The 21,343-nt window shown below is 53.6% G+C and carries 14 protein-coding genes, 1 rRNA gene and 3 riboswitches; of the genes, 7 read left to right on the forward strand and 8 right to left on the reverse strand.

Going from position 1 to position 21,343, the window contains the following annotated elements; genetic code table 11:
* From KIH86_RS09475 to KIH86_RS09505, 7 genes are all read right to left on the reverse strand, one after another.
* Positions 1–61 (reverse strand): 16S ribosomal RNA (locus tag KIH86_RS09475); the annotation flags it as partial.
* A 406-nt stretch (positions 62–467) separates the two neighbouring features.
* Positions 468–1,277 (reverse strand): transglutaminase-like domain-containing protein, encoded by an 810-nt coding sequence (locus tag KIH86_RS09480; RefSeq protein WP_223084197.1) that lies wholly within the window; start codon positions 1,275–1,277, stop codon positions 468–470.
* A gap of 13 nt (positions 1,278–1,290) precedes the next feature.
* Positions 1,291–1,371: riboswitch (cyclic di-GMP riboswitch) on the reverse strand.
* 71 nt (positions 1,372–1,442) lie between these two features.
* Positions 1,443–1,523: riboswitch (cyclic di-GMP riboswitch) on the reverse strand.
* Positions 1,524–1,621: 98 nt separating this feature from the next.
* Positions 1,622–2,296: a class D sortase gene (locus tag KIH86_RS09485; RefSeq protein WP_223084198.1), complete on the reverse strand. Its 675-nt coding sequence runs from the start codon at positions 2,294–2,296 to the stop codon at positions 1,622–1,624.
* 10 nt (positions 2,297–2,306) lie between these two features.
* A complete protein-coding gene (locus tag KIH86_RS09490) occupies positions 2,307–2,765 on the reverse strand; it encodes a GtrA family protein (protein ID WP_223084199.1) in 459 nt (152 codons plus the stop codon).
* On the reverse strand, positions 2,758–3,762 hold the full coding sequence (locus tag KIH86_RS09495; protein WP_223084200.1) for a glycosyltransferase family 2 protein: 1,005 nt from the start codon (positions 3,760–3,762) through the stop codon (positions 2,758–2,760). The genes KIH86_RS09490 and KIH86_RS09495 overlap by 8 nt, the downstream gene beginning before the upstream one ends.
* Before the next feature lie 31 nt (positions 3,763–3,793).
* Positions 3,794–7,609, reverse strand: coding sequence for a phospholipid carrier-dependent glycosyltransferase (locus KIH86_RS09500; protein ID WP_223084201.1), 3,816 nt, complete (start codon positions 7,607–7,609; stop codon positions 3,794–3,796).
* Positions 7,610–7,815: 206 nt separating this feature from the next.
* Positions 7,816–9,216 carry an NCS2 family permease gene (locus KIH86_RS09505; protein WP_223084202.1) on the reverse strand — a complete coding sequence of 467 codons (1,401 nt, stop codon included), beginning with the start codon at positions 9,214–9,216 and terminating at the stop codon, positions 7,816–7,818.
* Between the two features lie 126 nt (positions 9,217–9,342).
* Positions 9,343–9,442, reverse strand: a riboswitch (purine riboswitch).
* 319 nt (positions 9,443–9,761) lie between these two features.
* Here KIH86_RS09505 and KIH86_RS09510 point away from each other — a divergent pair.
* From KIH86_RS09510 to KIH86_RS09540, 7 genes are all read left to right on the forward strand, one after another.
* Positions 9,762–11,108 (forward strand): APC family permease, encoded by a 1,347-nt coding sequence (locus KIH86_RS09510; protein ID WP_223084203.1) that lies wholly within the window; start codon positions 9,762–9,764, stop codon positions 11,106–11,108.
* 14 nt (positions 11,109–11,122) lie between these two features.
* Positions 11,123–11,878, forward strand: a complete 756-nt coding sequence (locus KIH86_RS09515) for a hypothetical protein (protein WP_223084204.1) — start codon at positions 11,123–11,125, stop codon at positions 11,876–11,878.
* 27 nt (positions 11,879–11,905) lie between these two features.
* Positions 11,906–13,195, forward strand: a complete 1,290-nt coding sequence (locus tag KIH86_RS09520) for an aminotransferase class III-fold pyridoxal phosphate-dependent enzyme (protein ID WP_235775333.1) — start codon at positions 11,906–11,908, stop codon at positions 13,193–13,195.
* A gap of 27 nt (positions 13,196–13,222) precedes the next feature.
* Positions 13,223–14,032, forward strand: a complete 810-nt coding sequence (locus KIH86_RS09525; RefSeq protein WP_223084205.1) for an SDR family oxidoreductase — start codon at positions 13,223–13,225, stop codon at positions 14,030–14,032.
* 109 nt (positions 14,033–14,141) lie between these two features.
* On the forward strand, positions 14,142–15,254 hold the full coding sequence (ald, locus tag KIH86_RS09530) for an alanine dehydrogenase (protein WP_223084206.1): 1,113 nt from the start codon (positions 14,142–14,144) through the stop codon (positions 15,252–15,254).
* A gap of 42 nt (positions 15,255–15,296) precedes the next feature.
* A complete protein-coding gene (locus KIH86_RS09535; RefSeq protein ID WP_223084207.1) occupies positions 15,297–18,128 on the forward strand; it encodes a BTAD domain-containing putative transcriptional regulator in 2,832 nt (943 codons plus the stop codon).
* Between the two features lie 689 nt (positions 18,129–18,817).
* Complete coding sequence (locus KIH86_RS09540) at positions 18,818–19,201, forward strand: YxiJ family protein (protein ID WP_223084209.1); 384 nt, start codon at positions 18,818–18,820, stop codon at positions 19,199–19,201.
* Between the two features lie 541 nt (positions 19,202–19,742).
* Here the strand turns inward: KIH86_RS09540 and guaA are convergent.
* Positions 19,743–21,281 (reverse strand): glutamine-hydrolyzing GMP synthase, encoded by a 1,539-nt coding sequence (guaA, locus tag KIH86_RS09545; protein ID WP_223084210.1) that lies wholly within the window; start codon positions 21,279–21,281, stop codon positions 19,743–19,745.
* Positions 21,282–21,343 lie beyond the last annotated feature (62 nt).

Below are 21,343 nucleotides of genomic sequence, written 5' to 3' on the forward strand. Positions count from 1 at the left end.
CTTGCATGTATTAGGCACGCCGCCAGCGTTCGTCCTGAGCCAGGATCAAACTCTCCATTAAAGACGCGACTTCGTCGCGCCGCCCGTTCCGGAATGGGTCGATCTCAGCTGAGCCGATCATTCTGGAACGAGTATAGAAAGAGCTGATTGCTCATTTTGAAACTGACGAGAATTTCTTCTCTTTAATACTCACTCGTTGTTCAGTTTTCAAAGATCAAGCTTCATTCAAGACTTTCATCGTCGCTTGTGTTCCTCAGCAGCAACTCTTATATCTTATCACAACCAAGTGATCAACGCAAGCTTTTTTATTTCTTTTTTGAATCAACAGCTCGTGTTTCTTGGCCGGAATTAGAATATACCACAGATGACGAAGAATATGCAATAGATTTAAAAAAATAAAAAAGAGCTGATTTCACAACTTGCGAAATCAGCTCTTGGGGTTCCGTTAATTTAAGCAGCTTCACTTATTAATAATACTTAGCGCCCGTGTATTTGCTGGCGAGCTTGGTAATGCCGGTGCCGGCAGTCTGCTTGGTCTTGCCAAGCCCTGCATCCACTGTCGTGTCGATTGTGACCCATTGGCCATCAATCAGCACTTCATTCCAGGCATGGTACGCGGTTACGTAGCTGCTTTGGCCCATTACAAGCTTCGTAGGCACATCCACACTGCGCAGCATAGCGGCGAAGAGAGAAGCGTAATCATAGCAAATGCCCTTCTTCGTAGCGAGTGTGTTGTCGATGTTAGGGATGTAGTCCGTAGTTACATTGGCAGCAAGATCATAATCGTATTTAACATTCGAGACAACATAGTTATAGATAGCTGTTACTTTCTCTTTATCGGTAGCCGCATTCTGCGTAAGCTGTTTGGCTTTTTGAATAGCGCGGTCGGATGGACTCCAGTTAATGTTCTGAACAGAACTCAAATATACGGCATTGGAGTTGCTGAGGGACAGTTCAACGGTATCAGAATCAATCAGCTTGTACTTGTTACCCGTGGTGTTCTCCATGATCGACACTTTATACGTGCCATTTCCGAGTTGAAGAGGGAAGCTCTCAACCGACTTGGAAGCATACAGGTTGTACGTATAGCTGCTGCCGTTCTTGGTGATCATCAGTTTGGTCTTTTTATCTTGAGGGACGGAATAGTGAATGCCAATAACGCCTTGGTCTACACTCGAGGTATCAAGCCACTCCGCACTTGCGAAGGCTTTAGGGGCAAATTGGATAGATCCAGCAATTACAAACAAAGAAAGAATAAAACCGTAAAGCTTCTTCATATGAAAAACTCCTTTCGGTAGCTGGCTGCCATCCTTACGGGAAGGCCCTCTAGCTTTGCGTCCCTGCCTTTCGACAGGTTTGCCGTTATCGTGGAATCTCCACCTTACATAAAAAAGAACAACTCCCATTTTCATACTGTGTCACTAAACAAAAAAAGCCTCTCATTCGGTAGCTGGCTGCCATCCTTACGGGAAGGCCCTTTAGCTTTGCGTCCCTGCCTTTCGACAGGTTTGCCGTTATCGTGTTTAGCTTTCTATGAATAGAGTACCATATTTTAATAGCTAAGAAAATAGTTTTCTAGGAAAAATCGCCTAATTTTTTATTTATTTTTTCGAAAAAGGGCTTATGCCTCAAGCTTGGCATGAATAATCAGACGATGAGTCGGATTAATTAGCGGATCGCAAGTAATTAAAGTAAGAATCCGGTCTTTATTATTTCCTTCCAGCACCGAGACATCCGTTGGCTCTACTACCAAGATCTCATAGACCTTATACTCCAAGTCTTCGCTCTTGGTCTTGATCGTAATGGTATCGCCAATCTTCACTTCGCCCAGTCGGTTGAACAATCTGCCTTTGGTATGCGCCCGATGCGCGGCGATGGCCGAATTGCCGATTCCCCCCAGCGGGGCAGTCTCGGTCATATGAACGGCGGCATGTCTCATATTCGCCTTGGTCGCCCCCTCCAGAACGGGAAGCTTCACATCGATAGAGGGAATTTCAATCAGCGCAATCGCCTTTTCGTCGCTGGCCGGATCTTGTTCAGCCTCCGACAACTGATCCTGCTCATTCAGCGCCGATTCATCGGCAAGAAGCTGCGTCACCTTGGCGTATTTCAAGCTGAGATCAGGATCTGCGGCAGTCCCTCCAGCAACCTCGCTCTGCTTCGGACTCTGGTCGAAGCTCTGTTCCGCTTGCTCCAGCAGCCGCTGCTGCTTCCAGTCTTCGAACCATTCGCTTCCTTTGGGATAGAGCATCAGAAGCAGACCGGCGATGATGATAATATAGGACAGCTTCCGCATGGGTCTCCTCCTATCGCTGTTCAATGTTCGATCCCGGAGCCGGCACTGTCTCCTTGGGAGCGGTGAATACCCACTTCCGGCTGCCGAAAAAGTTGATAATAACCGTCACGAACGTAACCAGCACCTTGGCAACCAGCTCCTGCAGGCCAAAGCGGTTGATTAGCAGCCTCATCAGCAGCAGAGAGATGCCAAGCACAACCAGATTCAGCACCACAAACCGGATAAGCTGCATATGGTCGAAGCCCTCTTCTTTGCTCCGCTGGCGGTCCTTAAATGTAATCTTGCTGTTCAGAATAAAGCTGTTGGCCGTTCCTGCGCTGTAGGAAATAATTTGCGCCCCGATATAGAATAAGCCAAAGACGCCATTAAGCAATGCAAACACAGCCATATCGACGAGCGTATTAAGCAGACCAACAATATTGAATTTCACGAACTGGATGAAGTCACGTTTGAAATTCTGGTTATTCATACCGCCCATCCTTTCGCAAATGCCGGGCCTCCTCGTTCAGAAGCTCGATTTCTTCGGCTTTCAATTTCCGGTAACCTACCGTCTGACGGACGATATACAGTGGACGGCCTTTGGATTCGTCGTAAATCCGTCCGATATACTCCCCTATTACCCCAAGGATCATCAACACGATCCCGTTGAACAGCAGGTTCACACCGACAATGGACGCCCAGCCGGGAACCGTGCGGTCAGTGAATAATCTCTGCATGAGAACGACGAACAAGTAGATGAAGCTGGAGATCGAGAGCGCAAAGCCCAAATAAGAAGCGATCTTGAGGGGCTTATGGGAAAAAGAAGTGATGCCGTCGAGCGCGAAGCGGATCATTTTCTTAAGCGGATATTTCGTCTCGCCCGCAAAACGCTCCTCACGCACATATTCCACGCTCGCCTGACGGAAGCCTACCCAGCTTACCAGCCCCCGGACGTACCGGTTCTTCTCCTTCAGATCCCGCATTACATCGGCCACCTTGCTATCAATCAGCCGGAAATCGCCGGTATCCGTCGGAATGTCGACGCTGGTCATGCTGCTGAGCAGACGGTAGAAGACTTTGGCGGTCGTTTTTTTAAACAGGGTCTCGCCATGGCGCTTCAGCCTTTTGGCATACACCACCTCGTACCCCTGCTTCCACTTCGCGATCATCTCCAAAATAACCTCCGGCGGGTCCTGCAGATCGGCATCGATCACCACAACCGCGTCGCCCTCCGCATAGTCCATTCCCGCCGTAATGGCGATCTGATGCCCGAAATTTCGGGAGAAGTCGATCAGCTTGACATTCGGATCGTTGTCTGCAATATCCTGGATGATGGCCGCCGTCCTGTCACGGCTACCGTCGTTCACGAACACCAGCTCATATGGCTCGCCGGTGTTGTCCATTACCTGCTTCAGACGCTGATGTGTGTGCGAGATGACTTGTTCTTCATTATACATCGGGATGACGACGCTGTACCTGGCTTTCATTTCTTTTCCTCCTACATTTTAGAAAGGGTCTTTAGAAGACCCACGTCGGGAACCAGCGCAGAATTCCGGTCACATAGCCGCCGCTGACCTGCATGCCCGAGAGAACGGGATAGAACATCACGAAGAGAACGAAGGCCGCAGCCACATAGACATACCGGATTGTCTTCGCCCTGCGCTCCGGCAGCAGTTCGTCAAACTGCCTGAACACATACACCAGCGCCAGAATCATAAACGGAACCATTGCAAAATAATGGTACAAGAATGTCGTTCTCGGAACAAGCATCCAGGGCACATATTGGGAAAAATATGCAATCCAGATCATATACTCGGCCTTCTGCCTGCGCTTGATCGTCAGCCACAGCACCGCCAGAACCGCAAATACGCCAGTCCACCATATCAGCGGATTGCCCATCGTTACAATGCTGCTCACCATTCCGGCCGGCTGACCTTCGCCTCCGCTGAAGAACCACACCGGACGCTTCATGAACGGCCACTGCCACCACTGGGAAGAGAACGGGTGAGTGGCTTCGAGCTTGCTGTGATAATCGTACATGCTGGTCTGTGCGTCAATCAAGCCCTTGAACGTATATCCCTGCTCGGTCACGGACAGTACGGGAATGAACGATGCGCTATAGATTGCAGCCGGAATTGCGACGAAGAAGACGAGACAGCAGGATAAGGTGATTATGGTCTTTTTCCAAAAAGAACCCGCCGCTTCCCTGCATGCATCCGCCATCGCCGGATCTCCAGCTGCCCCCGCCGCCAGCAGGCGGCGTGCCGCCCGATGCTGACGGTAGCGGTCAAAGAGCGAAATGCCAAGCATGATGGCAAGGCCCGCTCCGCCGTAGAGCGCGATCCATTTGGATGCGACCCCGATGCCGAAGAACAGGCCGGACCAGAACAGCGGCCAGAGCGTTCGGCGCAGCGGAACGCGGTAGAAGTTCATGACCATATACCGCTGCATGAAGTAGAACATCAGCATAATGAAGAACACGACGTATACGTCGATGGTCGCGATTCGCGTCTGGGTGAAATGCATGAAGTCCAAGGCGAACAGTCCTGTCGCAAGCGCGGCGTAGCGGGTGCGTCCGAACAGTCTAAGCGCCATGACATACAGGGCGGGCAGCATAGCAATGCCGAACACCGTGCCGACGATCCGCCAGCCGAACGGATTCACACCGAACAGCGCCATCCCGACCGAGATCAGCAGCTTGCCGAGCGGCGGATGTGTGTTCTCATACGGAACAATGCCGTGAGCGAACTCATAGGCAGTCCGGGCATGGTAAATTTCATCGAAATAAGAGCTGTTCATGAAGCCCGAATTGGCGGGAATCAGCTGCTGCTCGTCGAACAGATTGGCAGGCTTCCCTGTCTTCGGCGTGCCTCCCGTATCCTCCGAGACGCTCGTAACCGGAAGCGGCGAAGCCGAGCCCTGCTCGTAAAAAGCCATCTCGTGCAAATAGAAGCCCGGAGTATTTACATTTACTTTCACATAACGTGCCGACACGTTCAGGTCATTGCTCTTCCATATAAAGACGTTGCCGACGTCTTCGTTGATTTTGAGCGGGGAAGAGAAGCTGTCCTGCGTCTGCCCGAATTCCAGCGTAAACTCCCCGGTTCCCACGCCGCCGAATATCCGTACCCGATCCAGCTGCTTCGCGCTTCCCAGATCGACAACGAAGCTTTCACCGGCGGATGAAGGCGCCCAGACGGTCTCTGGCGACGATGTTGAGCCCAGATTGACAAGCGCAAGCGCGCCGTACAGCACCGTTATAGCGCCCATCCACAGCCAATCCTTGCGGAGTAGCCGCGGCGCAGCCTTGGCAGCTTCTCCTTCGGGACTGCGCAGCTCACCGGCAAGCGCCAGATCGGACTCCCGCAGCTCCCCTTGGGTACGTGGAGGCGCCAGCGGCAGAATCCGTCTTCGGTAATAAATATCCCAGCCCGTATACAGCATAAAGAGCAGCAGGGCAATATTGGCAATCGATGTCAAAATAACAACGCCGTCCGATCCCGGATTCTGGCCCGCATTCAGGAACAGCAGCACATAGGCGACATTAATATATTGCGTAAGGCTGATGCCGAAGAACAGGGTCAGCAGCCTGCGGTCCTTCGTCTCCATGAAGGCGAACAGGCTGAGAATCAGTGCCGGGAACATGTAACGTTCATGCATTTTCGTTCCGATAACGAACATAACGACAATCAGGACAAGCCCGATAAAGTAAGACTTGGACAAATCTTTCCGATCCTTCCGGAACGAATACACTCCGGCCAGCACGACGGCTGCCAGAATCGCGATATTGCCCCAAACGCGGAACGGAATGCCCAGCCAGGTCTGCTCAATCGATGTCCAGGACGGCGCAATAAGCGTGTACAGGTTAAAGGCGTTAACCGTCGAATACGGGTAAGAAGTAAGCGTGCCCGTATAGAGATCGATCAGCCCTTTTAATCCGCCGTTCCCCCAGAAGAAAGGCAGCGTAATCACGGCAAAGGTCACCAGGCCGAAGACCGCGCCCTTAAGCATCTCCAGCCAAGCCCGTCTATGATAAAAGGCGAACAGCAGCACCGGTGTAAAGATCAGCGCCTGGGGCTTGACCGCCGTTGCTATGGCGAACCATACCGCCGAGGCTGCCAGCTTGTTCTCCGAAACGGCGATGATGCTGACCAGGAGGAACAGGACGAAGAAAGCGTCCGCTTGTCCCCAGACGGCCGAATCCGTGAGGACGGCCGGGTTGAAAAGATACAGAAGCGACAGGCCGAGGGCGATGCCGCTGCCGAGCTTTTTGCTGCCATAGCGATAAATGAGCCAGCCCGCAACGAGATCGGAGAGAATCGCCGGCAGTTTGAACAGCAGCATCTCGCCGGCGGAGCCAGGAACGATACCAAGGCCGATTTTCAAACTATGGAGCAAATACAGGATGTAGAGATAGCCTGGCGGATAATCGGCGAATACCCCTTCCTGATAGAAGCGTCCCGGACCGACTTCGGCCAACCGTTGGCCCCAGTACATGAAGGTCCTCATGTCGCTCATATAGCCTTCCTGTGTCCACCCCAGCCGCAGCCGCAGCAGGAATGCAAGTCCCATAGCCAGCCACAGCCAGACTCCATATGAGCCTTTCTCCCTGCGGAGCAGACGATCGCTTCTAAAAGCGGTCCGGTACACCCAGGCGAACAGGCCCGAGAACAGCGCCGAGAAGATCAGAATGTTCTTCCAGGAGATCTTCAAAGCTTTAACTTCCTGGCTGACACCCGACGAGGAATCCAGCGAAATGACCGAGGCGCCCGCCGGAGCGGATGTCAATTCCTCCACCGTAACATCGTCAAAGTAAGCCTTGCCGCTGGCGAGATTGCCGTAGCCCCCAAGGGCCGCGCCAATCGTCATTTCCTTCTGGCCGCTTCCTGTCTTGCCGACAAAGCTCAGCTGCTGCCAGCTTCCGCCAGTATCCTTGGTGCTCGGATAGCCACCGCCCACGCCCGCGACGAAGAAGTTGGCCCCAAGTCCATCGCTGCCGACGCTCACCACCTTGACCCAGCCGGAGATCCGGTAGTTCGTGTCAGGCTTGACGGCAACGGTCTGAACCCATTTTGCGTGATTGGGCTGCCGGTTCTCGATAACTGCTGCGTAAGCGCCTGAATACACATCGTCGGATTCGACGGACAGCACACTGGCTTCCCCGCCCTGAACCCATAAATCCTGAGTCCACGAAACAGGCACCTTGCCGTCCGCCTCCTCAAATCCCGGATTCTTGAGCAAGTTGCCTTCAGCAAACATTGTTCCCGCCGGCAGCACCAGCATGAAGAGCATCAATAAAAACGTCAATCTTGCGGCAAGAGGCCACTTTTTCATTCGTCTTTACCACCTTTGAACCGAATCTATGTATAAGACAACTCTTAATTTTTCCCTCATTTCAATATAATCGAATATCCAGTTGAAGGAAAGTCCACACCTTCTTTAGCGTCGCCAGCTTTCCGCCCTCAGGTCTCTGTTCATATGTCAAAAAGAAAACGGCCCCTTCCCTTAATGGAAGAAGCCGTTATCGCCAAGCTGCGTCCTTATCCCTGGCTGCCGATCAGCAGATAGCGAAGCACGATCAGGATGGCCAGAAGCCACATCATCCAGTGGATGTCGTATTTCTTCTTGCCAGAAATATTTGCCACAAACGCCAGCACGACGTAGGTGACGATCCCGAAGGAAATGCCGTTCGCAATATTGTAGGTGAAAGGCATAATAGCCAGCGTCAGGAACGATGGGATCGCGATGACCATGTCGCCAAAATCGATCTGGCGGATCGACTGCGCCATCAGCACGCCGACGATAATCAGCGCCGCAGCGGTGGCGGAGCCTGGGATCAGGGCGGCAATCGGCGCCAGGAACAGGGCGAGCAGGAAGCATACGCCGGTTGTAACCGCGGTGAGGCCTGTGCGTCCGCCTTCGGCTACGCCCGCTGCGCTCTCGACATAAGCGGTCGTCGTGGAAGTTCCGAGCATTGCGCCCCCGGCAACGGCGGCTGCGTCTACGAGCATCGCCTTGCCGACGCGCTTCTTGCCGACTTCAGGATTGTCCATAATGCCGGCGCGCTGCGCCGTGCCGACCAGTGTTCCGAATGTATCGAACAGCTCGACGAATGTGAACGTGGCAATCGCCGAGATGATGCCGGTATGCATAATGCCCTCCCAGTCAAAGGACCAGAAGTTGAGCTGCGAGAAGTCCGGAACCCAAGGAGTCGCCGGATTGGACAGTGTGGAGAAATCAACCGCGCCCATCAGCACGCCGACAAGGGTCGTGCCGAGGATGCCGAACAGAATGGCTCCCTTGACGCGGAGCACCATCAGAATTCCGATCAGCAGCAGTCCGATGATCGCCAGTTGAACATTTGTGTTATCAAGGCTGCCCATATGAATAACCGTCTCGAAAGACTGCACATCCGTAAAGGTGTTGGCCTGAATCGCATTGCCCGCTTCGACGCCGATCGTCATCAGGCCGCTGTTCTTGAGGCCGATGATCGTGATGAACAGGCCGATGCCGACGGTGATCGCATGCTTCAGGCTGTCCGGGATCGCATCCAGCAGAATTTGCCGGACCTTGGTAACCGTAAGCAGGATGAAGATCAAACCGGAGATAAACACCGCCGTCAAGCCCATCTGCCAGCTGAACGGATGATCCGTTGTGGCTGAGGACAGGACAACCGATGCGAAATAAGCATTCAATCCCATGCCAGGCGCAAGCGCGACCGGGAAATTAATGAAGAGCCCCATGGCGATTGTAAAAATGCCCGCTGCAAGTGCGGTCGCCAGAAAGACGGAATACCAGCCCATGTCGATCCGGCCGAAGGCCGTCAGAGTGCCGGGATTGACCGACAGGATGTACGCCATCGCCATAAAGGTGGTCAGACCGGCCATAACCTCGGTGCGTACGTTGGTGCCGTTCTCTTTGAGTCTGAAAAAGCGTTCCAAAATGTTCTCCCCCTAAGGTAGTAATAGATGGGCAGCAACAAAAAAGCCGGTGTCGAAGACGACGCCGGCTGAACAGAAACACCGCCACTCGTCCGCCCACGCGCCAAAACGCGGAAAGCAGCAAGTTACGGCATCCCTTTATATCGTAGCCAGGTCATTATGGTGACCTCGTAGAGACTCCCGGGCCAATTCCCGGGATTATACGAATAGTGATGTTGTTGTGCTTTCTCATTTTAGGCTGACCTCACATCGCTTGTCAATAGTAAAAACGAACATTCCAGGTTATGTCTCTGCGAATGTTCGGTTATCGGTCGATATGGTTTTTATTAGGATGTCCTGAAAAAACAAATCCATTCACGCCTGATTAACGTTAGATTAATTCACCTGAATTACGCAATCTCCGGGCAAAACCAGGTTGTACCACTATTTCATGTTATATTTCCTCGAATGTCGGTAAGATTTCAGTAAGATTTCTTCTATATAATAAGATTACGTTAAATTTTATATCGCATATATGACGCATATAAAGAGAGGAGTGATCCGAATTGGAGAGAACGGAACAAACAAAAGGGCCTCCAAGAGTTCTGACGCAGGGCAAACAGATTATTTTCGGCGTCTCCTTGATGGCTCCCGTCGCAATCTTCGGAACCTACGGCGTCGCGACTGAAATCTCGGACGGAATGCTGCCGACCGCCTATTTGATCGCTTTTCTGGTCATGATCATTACGGCCTACAGTTACGGGAGAATGGTCAAAGTGCTGCCGACTTCCGGCTCGGCCTACGGCTATGTGCAAAAAGCGGTGCATCCGTACGCCGGATTTCTGGTCGGTTGGACGCTTCTGCTCGATTATGCCTTTGTACCGATGCTGTCGGTGCTGTTTCTGGGGCTGGCCCTCCATGACATGCTTCCCGCGGTTCCCAGTGTGGGCTGGGTTGCCGTCCTTGTCGCCTTCAGCACACTCCTCAACATTCGGGGCATGCAGACGACCATTAAAGTTAACCGGGTGATCGTCGGGCTTCAGTTCCTATTGATCGCCGTATTCCTGGGCTTATGCGCTTATCGAATCCTTCATCCGGCGCTGTCGGCTCCCCATTCCTCCACTCCGCTCTTCCGCTCCGGCTCCGGCGCTCTGCATAGCGTAATCGCGGGAACGGCTCTCGTATGCCAGTCCTTCCTGGGCTTCGACGCGGTAACTACGATTACCGACGAATCGGTCGAGCCGCAGCGAACCATTCCCCGGACGCTGATCATCGTGACGGTGCTGATGGGCGCGCTCTATTTCTTCATCGCTTATTTGGGAGGCCTCGCTTTTCAGGGCGGCACGTTCTCGTCGACCGATACGGCGGCTCTGGAGCTGATGAATTTTTTAGGCGGAGCAGCCTTTGAAAATCTGTTCATGGTCGTCAGCGCCGCTTCCATCTTCGTGCTGGTGGTGTCGCAGCAAGCGGGCATCTCTCGCCTCTTGTATGTCATGGGCCAGGACCGCGTTGTTCCACAGAGGCTGTTCGGCCACCTGCACAAGCGGCATATGACTCCGGTCGGCGGGATTATTTTTATCGGCGTCTTCACTGTTGTTGTCTCTTCCCTCGTGGATCTCGTTACGCTGGCCTCATTCATTAACTTTGGCGCCTTTATCGCCTTCGCCTTTGTGAATATATCCGTCATTACCCACTATTATGTGAGAAACGGGCGGCGTTCGGTAACAACGACCCTCATGTACTTCGTCATTCCGTTAGCCGGGGTTGTATGCAACCTGTGGCTTCTCGCGAATTTGAAGTCTCAGGCGCTGATCGTCGGGGGAGCGTGGGTCGCTGCGGGACTTGCCTATCTGGCGGTAAAAACCCGGATGTTCCGGCAGATGCCGAACTGGGGAATTTTTGATCATGTGTAAACGGGAGGGTTCATATGTCAAGCAGCCATACAAAAGCGGCGATTAATCTGTACGCCATTCTTAGAAATCTGGAGGAGCTGTGCGAGGTGGACGAAGCATCGCAGGGACTCATTCGCGGCAAGCAGCAATCCATCCGGTTCTCCATTCAAAATGGTCCCTCGGCAACACTCGTATTCCGGGACGGCAAATGCAAGATGACCGAAGATGAAGGTTCCTCATCAATCAAGCTGTATTTTCGTTCCACCGACCATTTCAACCGGATGATCGACGGCGCGGCCAATCCGATTCCTGTTAAAGGGTTCACGAAATTGGGGTTCCTGACCAACGAATTCAACCAGCTCACCAAGCGTCTGGAATATTATCTGAAGCCGCAGCCTGAGCTGCTCGGGGACCCTGACTTTTTTCGCCAGCACACCGGTTTCCTGCTCCATACGGCTGCATATGCCCTGGCCTGCATCGCCAATTACGACCGGATCGGCCAGGAGATTGCGAAGCGGATTCCCGACGGCGTGGTCTCATTGTCCATTCAGGAAAGCGGACAGCAGGTCTTCCTGGAGGCCAAGGGCGGACGGCTGAAGGCGATGAAGAGCAGCACTGTGCCGCCGCGCTCCTTCATGATTTTCGATACGGTGCAGTCGGCGGGCGACCTGCTGAGCGAGCGGGCAGATGTGCATGAGCTGGTTGTCCGGGAGAATCTCCTGCTGAAAGGCATGATGCCGATGATTCAGCATCTCAGCGATATTTTATCGAGAGTGCCGCTGTATATCTGAGTTTTTGGTCCGAATGGACGAAATTCGATGAACGAAATCCGATTGAAAGAGGCGATTATGATGCAAACCTACTCCTATCCCACGAGCAAGCAGCTGCTGGAACGAGCCTTGAAGGTCATTCCCTCCGGCGTGTACGGGCATCTAGGCCCGGTCGAGGGAAGCATGCTGCCGCCGAGCGCTTTTCCATTCTACGCCAGCCGGGCGAACGGAGCTTATTTCTGGGATGTAGACGGCAACCGGTTCATTGATTATATGTGCGCGTACGGTCCCAACATCCTGGGCTATAACGACGAAGAGGTCGAGCGCGCCGCGAACGAACAGGCCGGGCTGGGCAACTGCGTGACACTGCCGTCCGTCAAAATGATCGAATTCGCCGAGCTGCTGGTTGATACAGTCCATTCGGCCGACTGGGCCTTCTTCGCCAAGAACGGCGGGGATGCAACGAGCTTCGCGCTGACAATTGCAAGAGCCGAGACGGGCAGGAAAAAAGCGGTTTTTGTGAAAAGAGACTATCATGGCGTATCCCCCTGGGCGAAGCTGATCGGCAACGCAGGCGTCGTCGAAGAGGACGTCTCCCACAACTTGTATGTGGACTGGAACGACTATCAGGCGCTCGAAAATCTGGTAGAGCAGCATCCGGGCGAGATCGCCTGTCTGATGGCCTGCCCGTATTCCCACGGGAACTATGTCGACAACGAGCTGCCGGCTGCGGATTACTGGAGCAAAGTACGGGCGCTCTGCACGAAGCACGGCATCGTGCTCGCTATTGACGATGTGCGCTGCGGCTTCCGGCTCGACCTTGCCGGCTCGGATCACTATTACGGCTTCAAGGCGGACCTGATCTGCTTCTGCAAGGCGCTTGCCAACGGGCATAATGTGTCGGCAATCTGCGGCATCCAGGCTCTGAAGAGCACAGCCGCCTCGGTCTTCTATACGGGAAGCTACTGGTTCTCGTCCGTTCCGTTCGCAGCAGGCATCGCCACAATCCAGAAGCTGAAGCGGATCGACGCGCCCAAGCTGCTCCGCGAGATCGGCCAGAAATTGACGGGCGGGCTGGTCGATGTAGCCAAGAGCCACGGGTTCCATCTGAACATCAGCGGTGAACTGCCGCTCTGGTATATGAGAATTACGGATGACGACACCCAGGTGCTTCATCAAGCCTGGATTGCCGCCTGTGTGCAGCGCGGCGTCTTCTTCACGAATCATCACAATCATTTTCTGAATACGGCGCTGACCGACGAGGATATCGCTTTTACGCTTGACGTGGCGGACGACGCTTTCAAGGCCGTGAAACAATTGCTCCCCCAATACGCTTAGCATGGGCGACATTTCAGGAGGCAGGACATGACCAGAACGATATTGATTACAGGAGCATCGTCGGGAATCGGGCGGGCGACCGCGGACTATTTTGCACAAAAGGGCTGGAGCGTCGCGGCCACGATGCGTAATCCCGAGGGCCAAAAGCCTTCGTCGCCGCGCATCCGGTATTACCGGCTGGATGTAACGGACACGGAGAGCATCCGGCTCGCCATCGACGGAGCGATCTCCGATTTCGGCGGGATCGACGTAGTGATGAACAATGCCGGCTACGGTGCGGTCGGCGTGTTCGAGGCCGCCTCCATGGAACGGATCAAACGCCAATTTGAAACGAATGTGTTCGGGCTGATGAATGTCACCTCCTGCATCCTCCCTTACTTCCGGGCCCGAAAAGGCGGCATGATCATCAACATCTCATCCATGGGAGGCAAAACCACCTTCCCGCTGTACAGCTTGTATCACAGCACCAAATGGGCGGTCGAGGGCTTCTCCGAATCGCTGCATTACGAGCTTCGGGCCATCGGAGTCAAGCTGAAAATGATTGAACCGGGAGTGATCAAGACTGATTTTAACACCCGCTCGCTTGATTTCATCAATGACGAGAAACTTGCGGAGTATCAGCCTTACGTCCGGACGGCAATGTCCAATATCGAACAAAGCTACACGACAGGCGACACTTCAGAGACGGTCGCGAAGACGATCTACAAAGCCGCGACCGACGGCTCAAGCCGTCTGCGCTATCCGGCAGGCAAGCCTGCCCCTCTGCTGCTGGCGCTCCGCAAGCTGATTCCGGAGAGATGGTTCATCGGACTCGTCCGGGGCCAGATCGAGAAGTAATCCCTAGAGCAGAAAGTATCCCCCAAAAAGTGAAGCTTGCCAGGCTACTGATGCCGGCCACTTTCGGGGAAGCCCCGGATAACTATTCCTTCGAAGGAGCGTGCTGCCCATGATTATCGGCGTGCCCAGAGAAATCAAAAGCTATGAGAGCCGAGCGGGAATGACGCCCTCCTCCGTTCAGATCTATCGCCGGCACGGACATGAGGTATGGATCGAGGCCGGAGCCGGGGAAGGCAGCGGATTCGGGGACAGTGAATATATCGATGCGGGCGCCCGGATTGTCCGGGATTCAGCCACCGCCTGGTCGGCGGAAATGGTGGTCAAGGTCAAAGAGCCGCAGCCGGAAGAATACTCGTATTTTCGCGAGGGATTGATTCTCTTCGCCTACCTTCATCTGGCCCCTTCGCCCGAGTTGGCACAGGCGCTGATCGACCGCCGTGTGTCCGCCGTCGCCTACGAGACGACTCAGCTTGATGATGGAAGCCTGCCGCTGCTGATACCGATGAGCGAAGTGGCCGGGAGAATGTCGGTTCAGATCGGAGCCCGTCTGCTGGAGAAGCCCTCCGGCGGCAAAGGAATGCTGCTTGGCGGCGTTCCGGGCGCGAGGCCGGCAGAGGTCGTCATTGTCGGCGGCGGCACCGTCGGTACGAATGCCGCGAAGGCGGCAATCAGCCTCGGCGCCGATGTCACTCTGCTCGACATCAACCCGGAGCGGTTGCGGCGGCTGGATGATCAATTTGGCGGCAGGCTGAAAAGCTTGATCTGCAATCCCTATGTGCTCGCCCAGGCCGTACAGAAGGCCGATCTGCTGGTCGGTGCGGTTCTTGTGCCCGGCGCCAGATCGCCGAAGGTCGTGGCGGCGGAGACGGTCAAGCAGATGCGGCCGGGCTCGGTCATCGTGGATGTGGCGATCGATCAGGGCGGCTCGGTCGAAACGGTCGACCGGATTACGACCCATGGAAACCCTACATTCGAGCGCCATGGCATTCTCCATTATTCAGTCGCCAACATACCGGGTGCGGTTCCCCGAACTTCCACCACCGCATTAAGCAACGCGACGACGCCTTACGGACTGCTGATGGCCAATCACGGGTTAAGGCAGGCTGTCTTAAGCAACCCGGCGCTTGCGAAAGGACTCTGTGTGATCAACGGTCAAGTGACCTGTGGAGCCGTTGCGGAGTCGCTCGGAATTCCCGAAGTCCCGCTGCTTGGCGCACTCTAAAATCCCTTAGATCCCGCCTTCCGAGAGGATTTCGGATGGATCGTGGCGAATTGGTCACCAGTATATTTACTGGACCCGCAATCGGGCAGATTTCCGCAAGGCGAGGTGACCTCATTGTTTATCCGTGAGAGTAAAATCACGATACCGGACTGTTCCCCCTGTCTGCCCAGAACACGCCTATATTCGTTCCTGGACGAGCATCGGCATGCGAAGCTGATCACGGTCATCAGCGAGCCGGGCTATGGCAAAACGACTTTAATATCCGGCTATGTCCGGGAAAGAAATATTCCGGCCGTCTGGTATCGCTTGAATGAAAGCGATCGTTATCCCCATATTTTACTCACCCATCTAAAAGCGGCGCTATGCCAGCATTCGGGTCATCACCTCACTCAGCCGGTCATGCCGGAGTCTGTCCGCGAAGAACTGGAAGAAGTCTCGCTCATGCTGTCGAATTGGACCTCCCAGCTATACCTGGTATTCGACGATATTCAAATGATCCAATCCGTGCGGGAAATTCTGGACATCCTGAGCCTCTTGATCCGGGAATCCTCGTCCCGCGTTACCTTCGTTCTGATCGGCCAGCAGCTCCCCTCCTTGCCCTATGCTTCGTATAAGGTGCAGCGCCAATACGCGGAAATTACGAATCGGGAGCTGGCTTTTTCGAGGGAGGAAGTCGAGGCTTTCTTTTCGGACGCCGGCGCCGATCCGCTGGAGAGCTTCGAGCTTGAGCTGATCGTTCACAAAACCGAAGGCTGGCCGGCCAGCCTTCAGCTTGTCCGTGATGCCATCCAGGGCAGAACCCGGGAGGAGCGGGAGCGAATCTGGAAGCAGTTCCCCGCACTTCCGCATATTTATGATTACTTGGCCAGCGAGGTGCTGGACCGGCAGCAGCCGGAAATTCGGCGCGTTCTCCTCAAGACCAGCATCCTGAAGGAACTGGATTCCACCGTTATCCGGCAATACCTGGAGCCTGCTGACCCCGATGTACTCGAATCGCTGTCCGAGCGGTTCCTGTTCGTCCGCAAAAATGCCAGGGGTGAATTCGAATTTCACCGGCTGTTCCGCTCGTTCCTGTTCGAGCTGTACCGCAAGGAGACAGACCGGCATGAGATGGAGCGCAATCACCGGCAGCTCAGCGCCATCTACGAGCGCAATTATAAATACTTCCACGCGTTTGCCCATGCGATGCTGGGTGGAGATTACTCGAACGCCGTCCGGCTGATGCGGACGCTGGAGACCAGGTATCAGCCGCTGCAATTCATCGATCTGATCGAGAATTGGCTGGAGGAATTCTTCGCCAGACAATCGCTCGCATCCCCCATTTTCGTGTACCGTTCCGTACCGCTTTCGATTCTGCAAAAATTGATCCCGCATCTGGAGAACAGCCTCGCTCTGCTGGAGAATCAGCAGCACGCAATGGGTGTCGCCAGCGTCAAGCAGCAGGTCGCGGGCATTTATATGCTGCTCGGGGAGCTGGAGAAGGCCCGTCATTTATTCGAGGAATCTCTGCAAATGTTCGAGCGGCTGCAGGATTGGCATATGGTTATGCTCAATCTGAACATTATGTCGGAGCTTCTGCTCAATCTGAATCAAACAGCACAGGCCAAGGCATGTGCGCAGCGATGCCTGTTTCTGGCCGAATCGGAAGGAGCGGAGCATTTCCGGCTGTACGCCTTAAGCGGCCTGGCCGATATTCTGATCGAGGAAGGAGCGCCTGAGGCCGGGGAGTATTTGGACAAAGCGCTTGAAGGACAGGGTGCTAACGACAATACCTTGAACTTGTACATTTACTGCGGCAAAAGCAAGTATTACAGCGTGAGAAACGAGCCCGGAGCGGCGATTGAATGGGGACTCAGAGCGGTTCGAAATGCCGATGAGTTCGGGATCGGGTATGACACCGGGCTTGCCAGCCATCATCTGGGGATGGCGTATATGTGCGCAGGGCAGTGGGATGCCGCCGAGGAAGCGCTGAATCGGGCATATCTAAACCTACAATCCTTTGCGTTCAATCTGACACAGGTCGTCTCCAGCCAATACGAGCTGCTCCTGAACAGGGGAACTGCCGAAGCTGAACTACAGGCGAAATGGATGGAGCTTACCCGTCTATGCCGGGAGCATGGCTATCCCTGGATAGAGAAACGCTTTAAGGAGCGCCAGCCGGACTCAGCCGTAGAGTTGGTCGAACCGGTCATTGCACCTTCGCTCAAAGTCGAGACGCTCGGGAAGCTGCAAGTCGCGTTCGATCACCGCCCTGTTCAAATCAAGAGAAGAGCAAGCTTAAGACTGCTTCTCTATTTAATCGTAAATAACGGCCGGAGAATCCCCCAGGAGGTCCTCATGGAAGAGCTATTCCCGGATCAATCTCCGGAATCCGCCCAGAATCAATTGTATGTGGCCCTGTCAGTGCTGCGAAGCACGCTGGAGCCCAGCCTGCAATCCGGGCGCCACTCCAGCTACATCGGAAATTCCGAAGGTCTCTACTCGCTGCATCACGGCCGGATCGACCTCGATTTGAATACATTTCTGAGTATGAGCGGCACAAGCGGGCAGAGCCCCCGCGACATGGAGCACCTGATCCGCGCCGAGCAGCTGTACCGGGGCGATCTGCTGGAGGAGTACCGGTATGAGCCGTTCATCGAACCGGAACGCGAGCGCATCCGGATCAAATATTTGCAGGTGCTGAGCGAGCTGGCGGGGCATTACGCCGAGCAAGGCGACTGCTACCGCAGCATGGAATACTATGAGAAGCTGATCTCGAAGGACCCTTACAACGAAGCCAATTACCGCGCTTATATCGCAATGCTGGAACAGTACCGCCTGCCGTCCCATGCCGCAAGTGTTGCCGAGCGCATGCGCAGGGCGTTGGCGGAATAAGCGGGTGTCGGAGCCTGAGGGCGCGGTGCATGGCGCCTCTGCTTCCGCGCGTTCCATAAGAAAAACTCCCTTCCATCCGCTGGTTAAAGCGGACGGAAGGGAGTTTTGCGTTATCTGTAGTAATATTGTACCATGTTTTCCGCTAAGTTAGCATCCCCAATCCATTGCATTGCCCGTTGACGAATCTTACACCAAGTAACAAACGCAGAACAGATTAATTCGACCTCTCTTCATATTCTCACAGTCTTAATAACAAATAACCGCTCCACCGAGCGGCATCCAATATGGGCAGCTTATTTTTGTTGGGATTAAACTAACAGACAGGATACTTCGGACGTGGCAAGAATTATAACCATGAACGTTTATTGAGAAAGTAGGTTGTTAATACGTGGTGTTTGCACATCTCATTGTGGAGTTGCACTGTCTTTACGGGATAGGTGACCAAGATGAAATTAATCCTGTTCCACCTTTTTGTAAAAACGGAGTTCGTAAACCAGGGTACCATTGTTTATCGGAAAATTGTGAGTTCTCAGGGCATGCACCAGCGCCTCTTGAAATAGCTTATTCTGATGAAAAGGGTGAAGTAGCCCCCGATGCGTGGATAGGATTTGGAGGCGATATGGACCCTAATCCTTATAACGATAAGATGGTATCGGAACTAAAAGAATCATGGGAAAANGGGGTAACTCATGGATAAAATGGTTCATGAATTGAAGAGCATTGAATTAGATAATCCATTCCCGTATAGAGATTCTGATAAAATTCAGGAGGATTTCCGTTCTGCTTTTATGAAGCTAAGAGATGAAGAAAACTCATTGAATGGCGATTTTAACACCTACTGTATGAATATTGCGGGTACTTTACGCTATCTCTTGACTGGTAAGATAGAAGATATTCCTCACCGACAAAGAGAATGGTTAGAGCTTTCTTTCTTTAATTGGTACCCGCAGTATAGATTCATCGAGGGAAGTATCGGTAAGTACGCGGAGTTCTTTCAAGAGTACGAGAACTTCGAGAAAGCTCGACTGCTGCTGCTCGACTATTTAGAGGCAGCAGATAGGGGATTGCGCTAACTGGGAACGTTAGCTCAAAAAAATAAAGCCAGTCCGAATGATCCTGTTCAGACTGGCTATTGGGTTGTACTAACTGATTCCCAAAATCAAATCATGCTCCGTTCTCAGACGCTCAATTCCGGCTCGTATGGCTTCATAGCGAGTCTGAGTAACCTTACAGCAGATTGGTCTAGGAAGTAGTAATCTTCAATTTCATCCTGTAGTATGTATTTCTTGATATGAAACTGCGTCACTTCCTCAGCTTCGGTGACACCCAATTCTTTAACCGCAACCTTTCCCACCTATACAAGTGAAACATAAAAGATCAACGTACTTCTTTTCCCTGTCCAAAATTTCTTGGTTTAGCTTAAAATCCTCAATTAGTTCTTTGATTTTGGTCATAAAAATTACTCCCTTCTATTTGCTAAACAACGCAAATAGAAGAGAGTAATTTTTTTGCATTCTATTGTTGTTGGTGTACACAGGATTTCAATGCCGCCAATGCTGGAAACCCTTATGTATCAAGGGTTCCAAGCGACAAACGACTTTAAATATTCCTGTTCTATTCCCACTCGATCGTTGCCGGCGGCTTGGAGGTGATATCGTACACAACGCGGTTCACGTTCTCCACTTCGTTGACGATGCGCACGGAGATTTTCTCCAGCACATCCCACGGAATGCGAGCCCAGTCTGCGGTCATGCCGTCGATGGACGTTACGGCGCGGATGCCGACGGTGTAGGAATACGTACGGGCATCGCCCATAACGCCTACGCTCTTCATGTTCGGAAGCGCGGTGAAATACTGCCAGATTTCGTTATCCAGCCCGGCCTTGGCGATCTCTTCGCGGAGAATGAAGTCGGAATCGCGGACGATCGTCAGCTTGTCCTCCGTCACTTCGCCCAGCACGCGGATAGCAAGACCCGGTCCCGGGAACGGCTGGCGCCAGACGATTTCTCGCGGCAAGCCAAGCTCTTCGCCGACCTTGCGCACTTCATCCTTGAACAAGGTGTTCAGAGGTTCGATCAGGCTGAACTTCATGTCTTCCGGCAGACCGCCGACGTTATGATGCGATTTGATTGTCTGCGCCGTCGCGGTTCCGCTCTCGACGATATCGGTGTACAGCGTACCCTGCGCAAGGAAATCGAAATCGCCCAGCTCGGCCGATTCTTCGTCGAAGCAGTAGATGAATTCGTTGCCGATGATTTTGCGTTTCTTCTCCGGGTCGTCCACGCCGGCCAGCTTGCCGAGGAACCGCTCACGGGCGTCGATCTTCACGACATGGATATCGAACTTGCCGACGAACGTCTCCATTACGCTCTCAGCTTCTCCCTTGCGCAGCAGGCCATGATCGATGAACATACAGGTCAGCTGGTCGCCGATCGCCTTGTGGATCAGCATCGCAACTACCGAGGAATCGACGCCGCCGCTCAGCGCGCACAGCACCTTCTTGCCGCCGACCTTGGCGCGGATATCATTCACAGCATCCTCGATGAAGGATTCCATGGTCCAGTTGCCATCGCATCCGCAGACCTCGTACAGGAAGTTCGAGATCATCTCGTTGCCGTGCACGGAGTGGCGCACTTCCGGATGAAACTGCACGGAGTAGAGCTTCTTGCCTTCATGGCTCATGGCTGCGATTGGCGCGCTCTCCGTTCCCGCGTCCAGCTTGAAGCCCTCCGGCAGCTTGGACACATGGTCGCCGTGGCTCATCCAGACGGTCTGGGCGCCTTCAAGGCCCTTGACGATCTTCGCACCCTCTTCAAATGTCAGATCCGCCTTGCCGTATTCCCGCTTCGAGGCGCGCTCCACCTTGCCGCCGAGCTGATGGGCCATCAATTGCATTCCGTAGCAGATGCCAAAGATCGGCAGGCCGAGGTCATAAATCGCCGGGTCCACATGCGGAGCGTCTTCAGCGTATACGCTCATCGGTCCGCCGGAGAAGACGATGCCCTTGGGCGACAGCGACTTGATTCGTTCGATCGGCGTATTATAGGGCAGCAGTTCACTGTACACGCCCAGGTCCCGGATTCTCCGCGCGATCAATTGATTGTATTGTCCCCCGAAATCGAGAACAACGATAATTTCATTTGGCTTATTCATTACGAGCCTCCCTTGATTGTTGGATTCATTATACGCAAACGCAATTCGCACCGTCAAGGAAA

Source organism: Paenibacillus sinensis (assembly GCF_019904155.1).
Taxonomy (GTDB): domain Bacteria; phylum Bacillota; class Bacilli; order Paenibacillales; family Paenibacillaceae; genus Paenibacillus_AQ; species Paenibacillus_AQ sinensis.

What these genes read in the sequence shown, in the direction of transcription:
- KIH86_RS09480 (WP_223084197.1), bottom strand. Translation starts at nt 1,277, where the DNA reads ATGAAGAAGCTTTACGGTTTTATTCTTTCTTTGTTTGTAATTGCTGGA.
- KIH86_RS09485 (WP_223084198.1), bottom strand. Translation starts at nt 2,296, where the DNA reads ATGCGGAAGCTGTCCTATATTATCATCATCGCCGGTCTGCTTCTGATG.
- KIH86_RS09490 (WP_223084199.1), bottom strand. Translation starts at nt 2,765, where the DNA reads ATGAATAACCAGAATTTCAAACGTGACTTCATCCAGTTCGTGAAATTC.
- KIH86_RS09495 (WP_223084200.1), bottom strand. Translation starts at nt 3,762, where the DNA reads ATGAAAGCCAGGTACAGCGTCGTCATCCCGATGTATAATGAAGAACAA.
- KIH86_RS09500 (WP_223084201.1), bottom strand. Translation starts at nt 7,609, where the DNA reads ATGAAAAAGTGGCCTCTTGCCGCAAGATTGACGTTTTTATTGATGCTC.
- KIH86_RS09515 (WP_223084204.1), top strand. Translation starts at nt 11,123, where the DNA reads ATGTCAAGCAGCCATACAAAAGCGGCGATTAATCTGTACGCCATTCTT.
- KIH86_RS09520 (WP_235775333.1), top strand. Translation starts at nt 11,906, where the DNA reads ATGAACGAAATCCGATTGAAAGAGGCGATTATGATGCAAACCTACTCC.
- KIH86_RS09525 (WP_223084205.1), top strand. Translation starts at nt 13,223, where the DNA reads ATGACCAGAACGATATTGATTACAGGAGCATCGTCGGGAATCGGGCGG.
- ald (WP_223084206.1), top strand. Translation starts at nt 14,142, where the DNA reads ATGATTATCGGCGTGCCCAGAGAAATCAAAAGCTATGAGAGCCGAGCG.
- KIH86_RS09540 (WP_223084209.1), top strand. Translation starts at nt 18,818, where the DNA reads ATGGATAAAATGGTTCATGAATTGAAGAGCATTGAATTAGATAATCCA.
- guaA (WP_223084210.1), bottom strand. Translation starts at nt 21,281, where the DNA reads ATGAATAAGCCAAATGAAATTATCGTTGTTCTCGATTTCGGGGGACAA.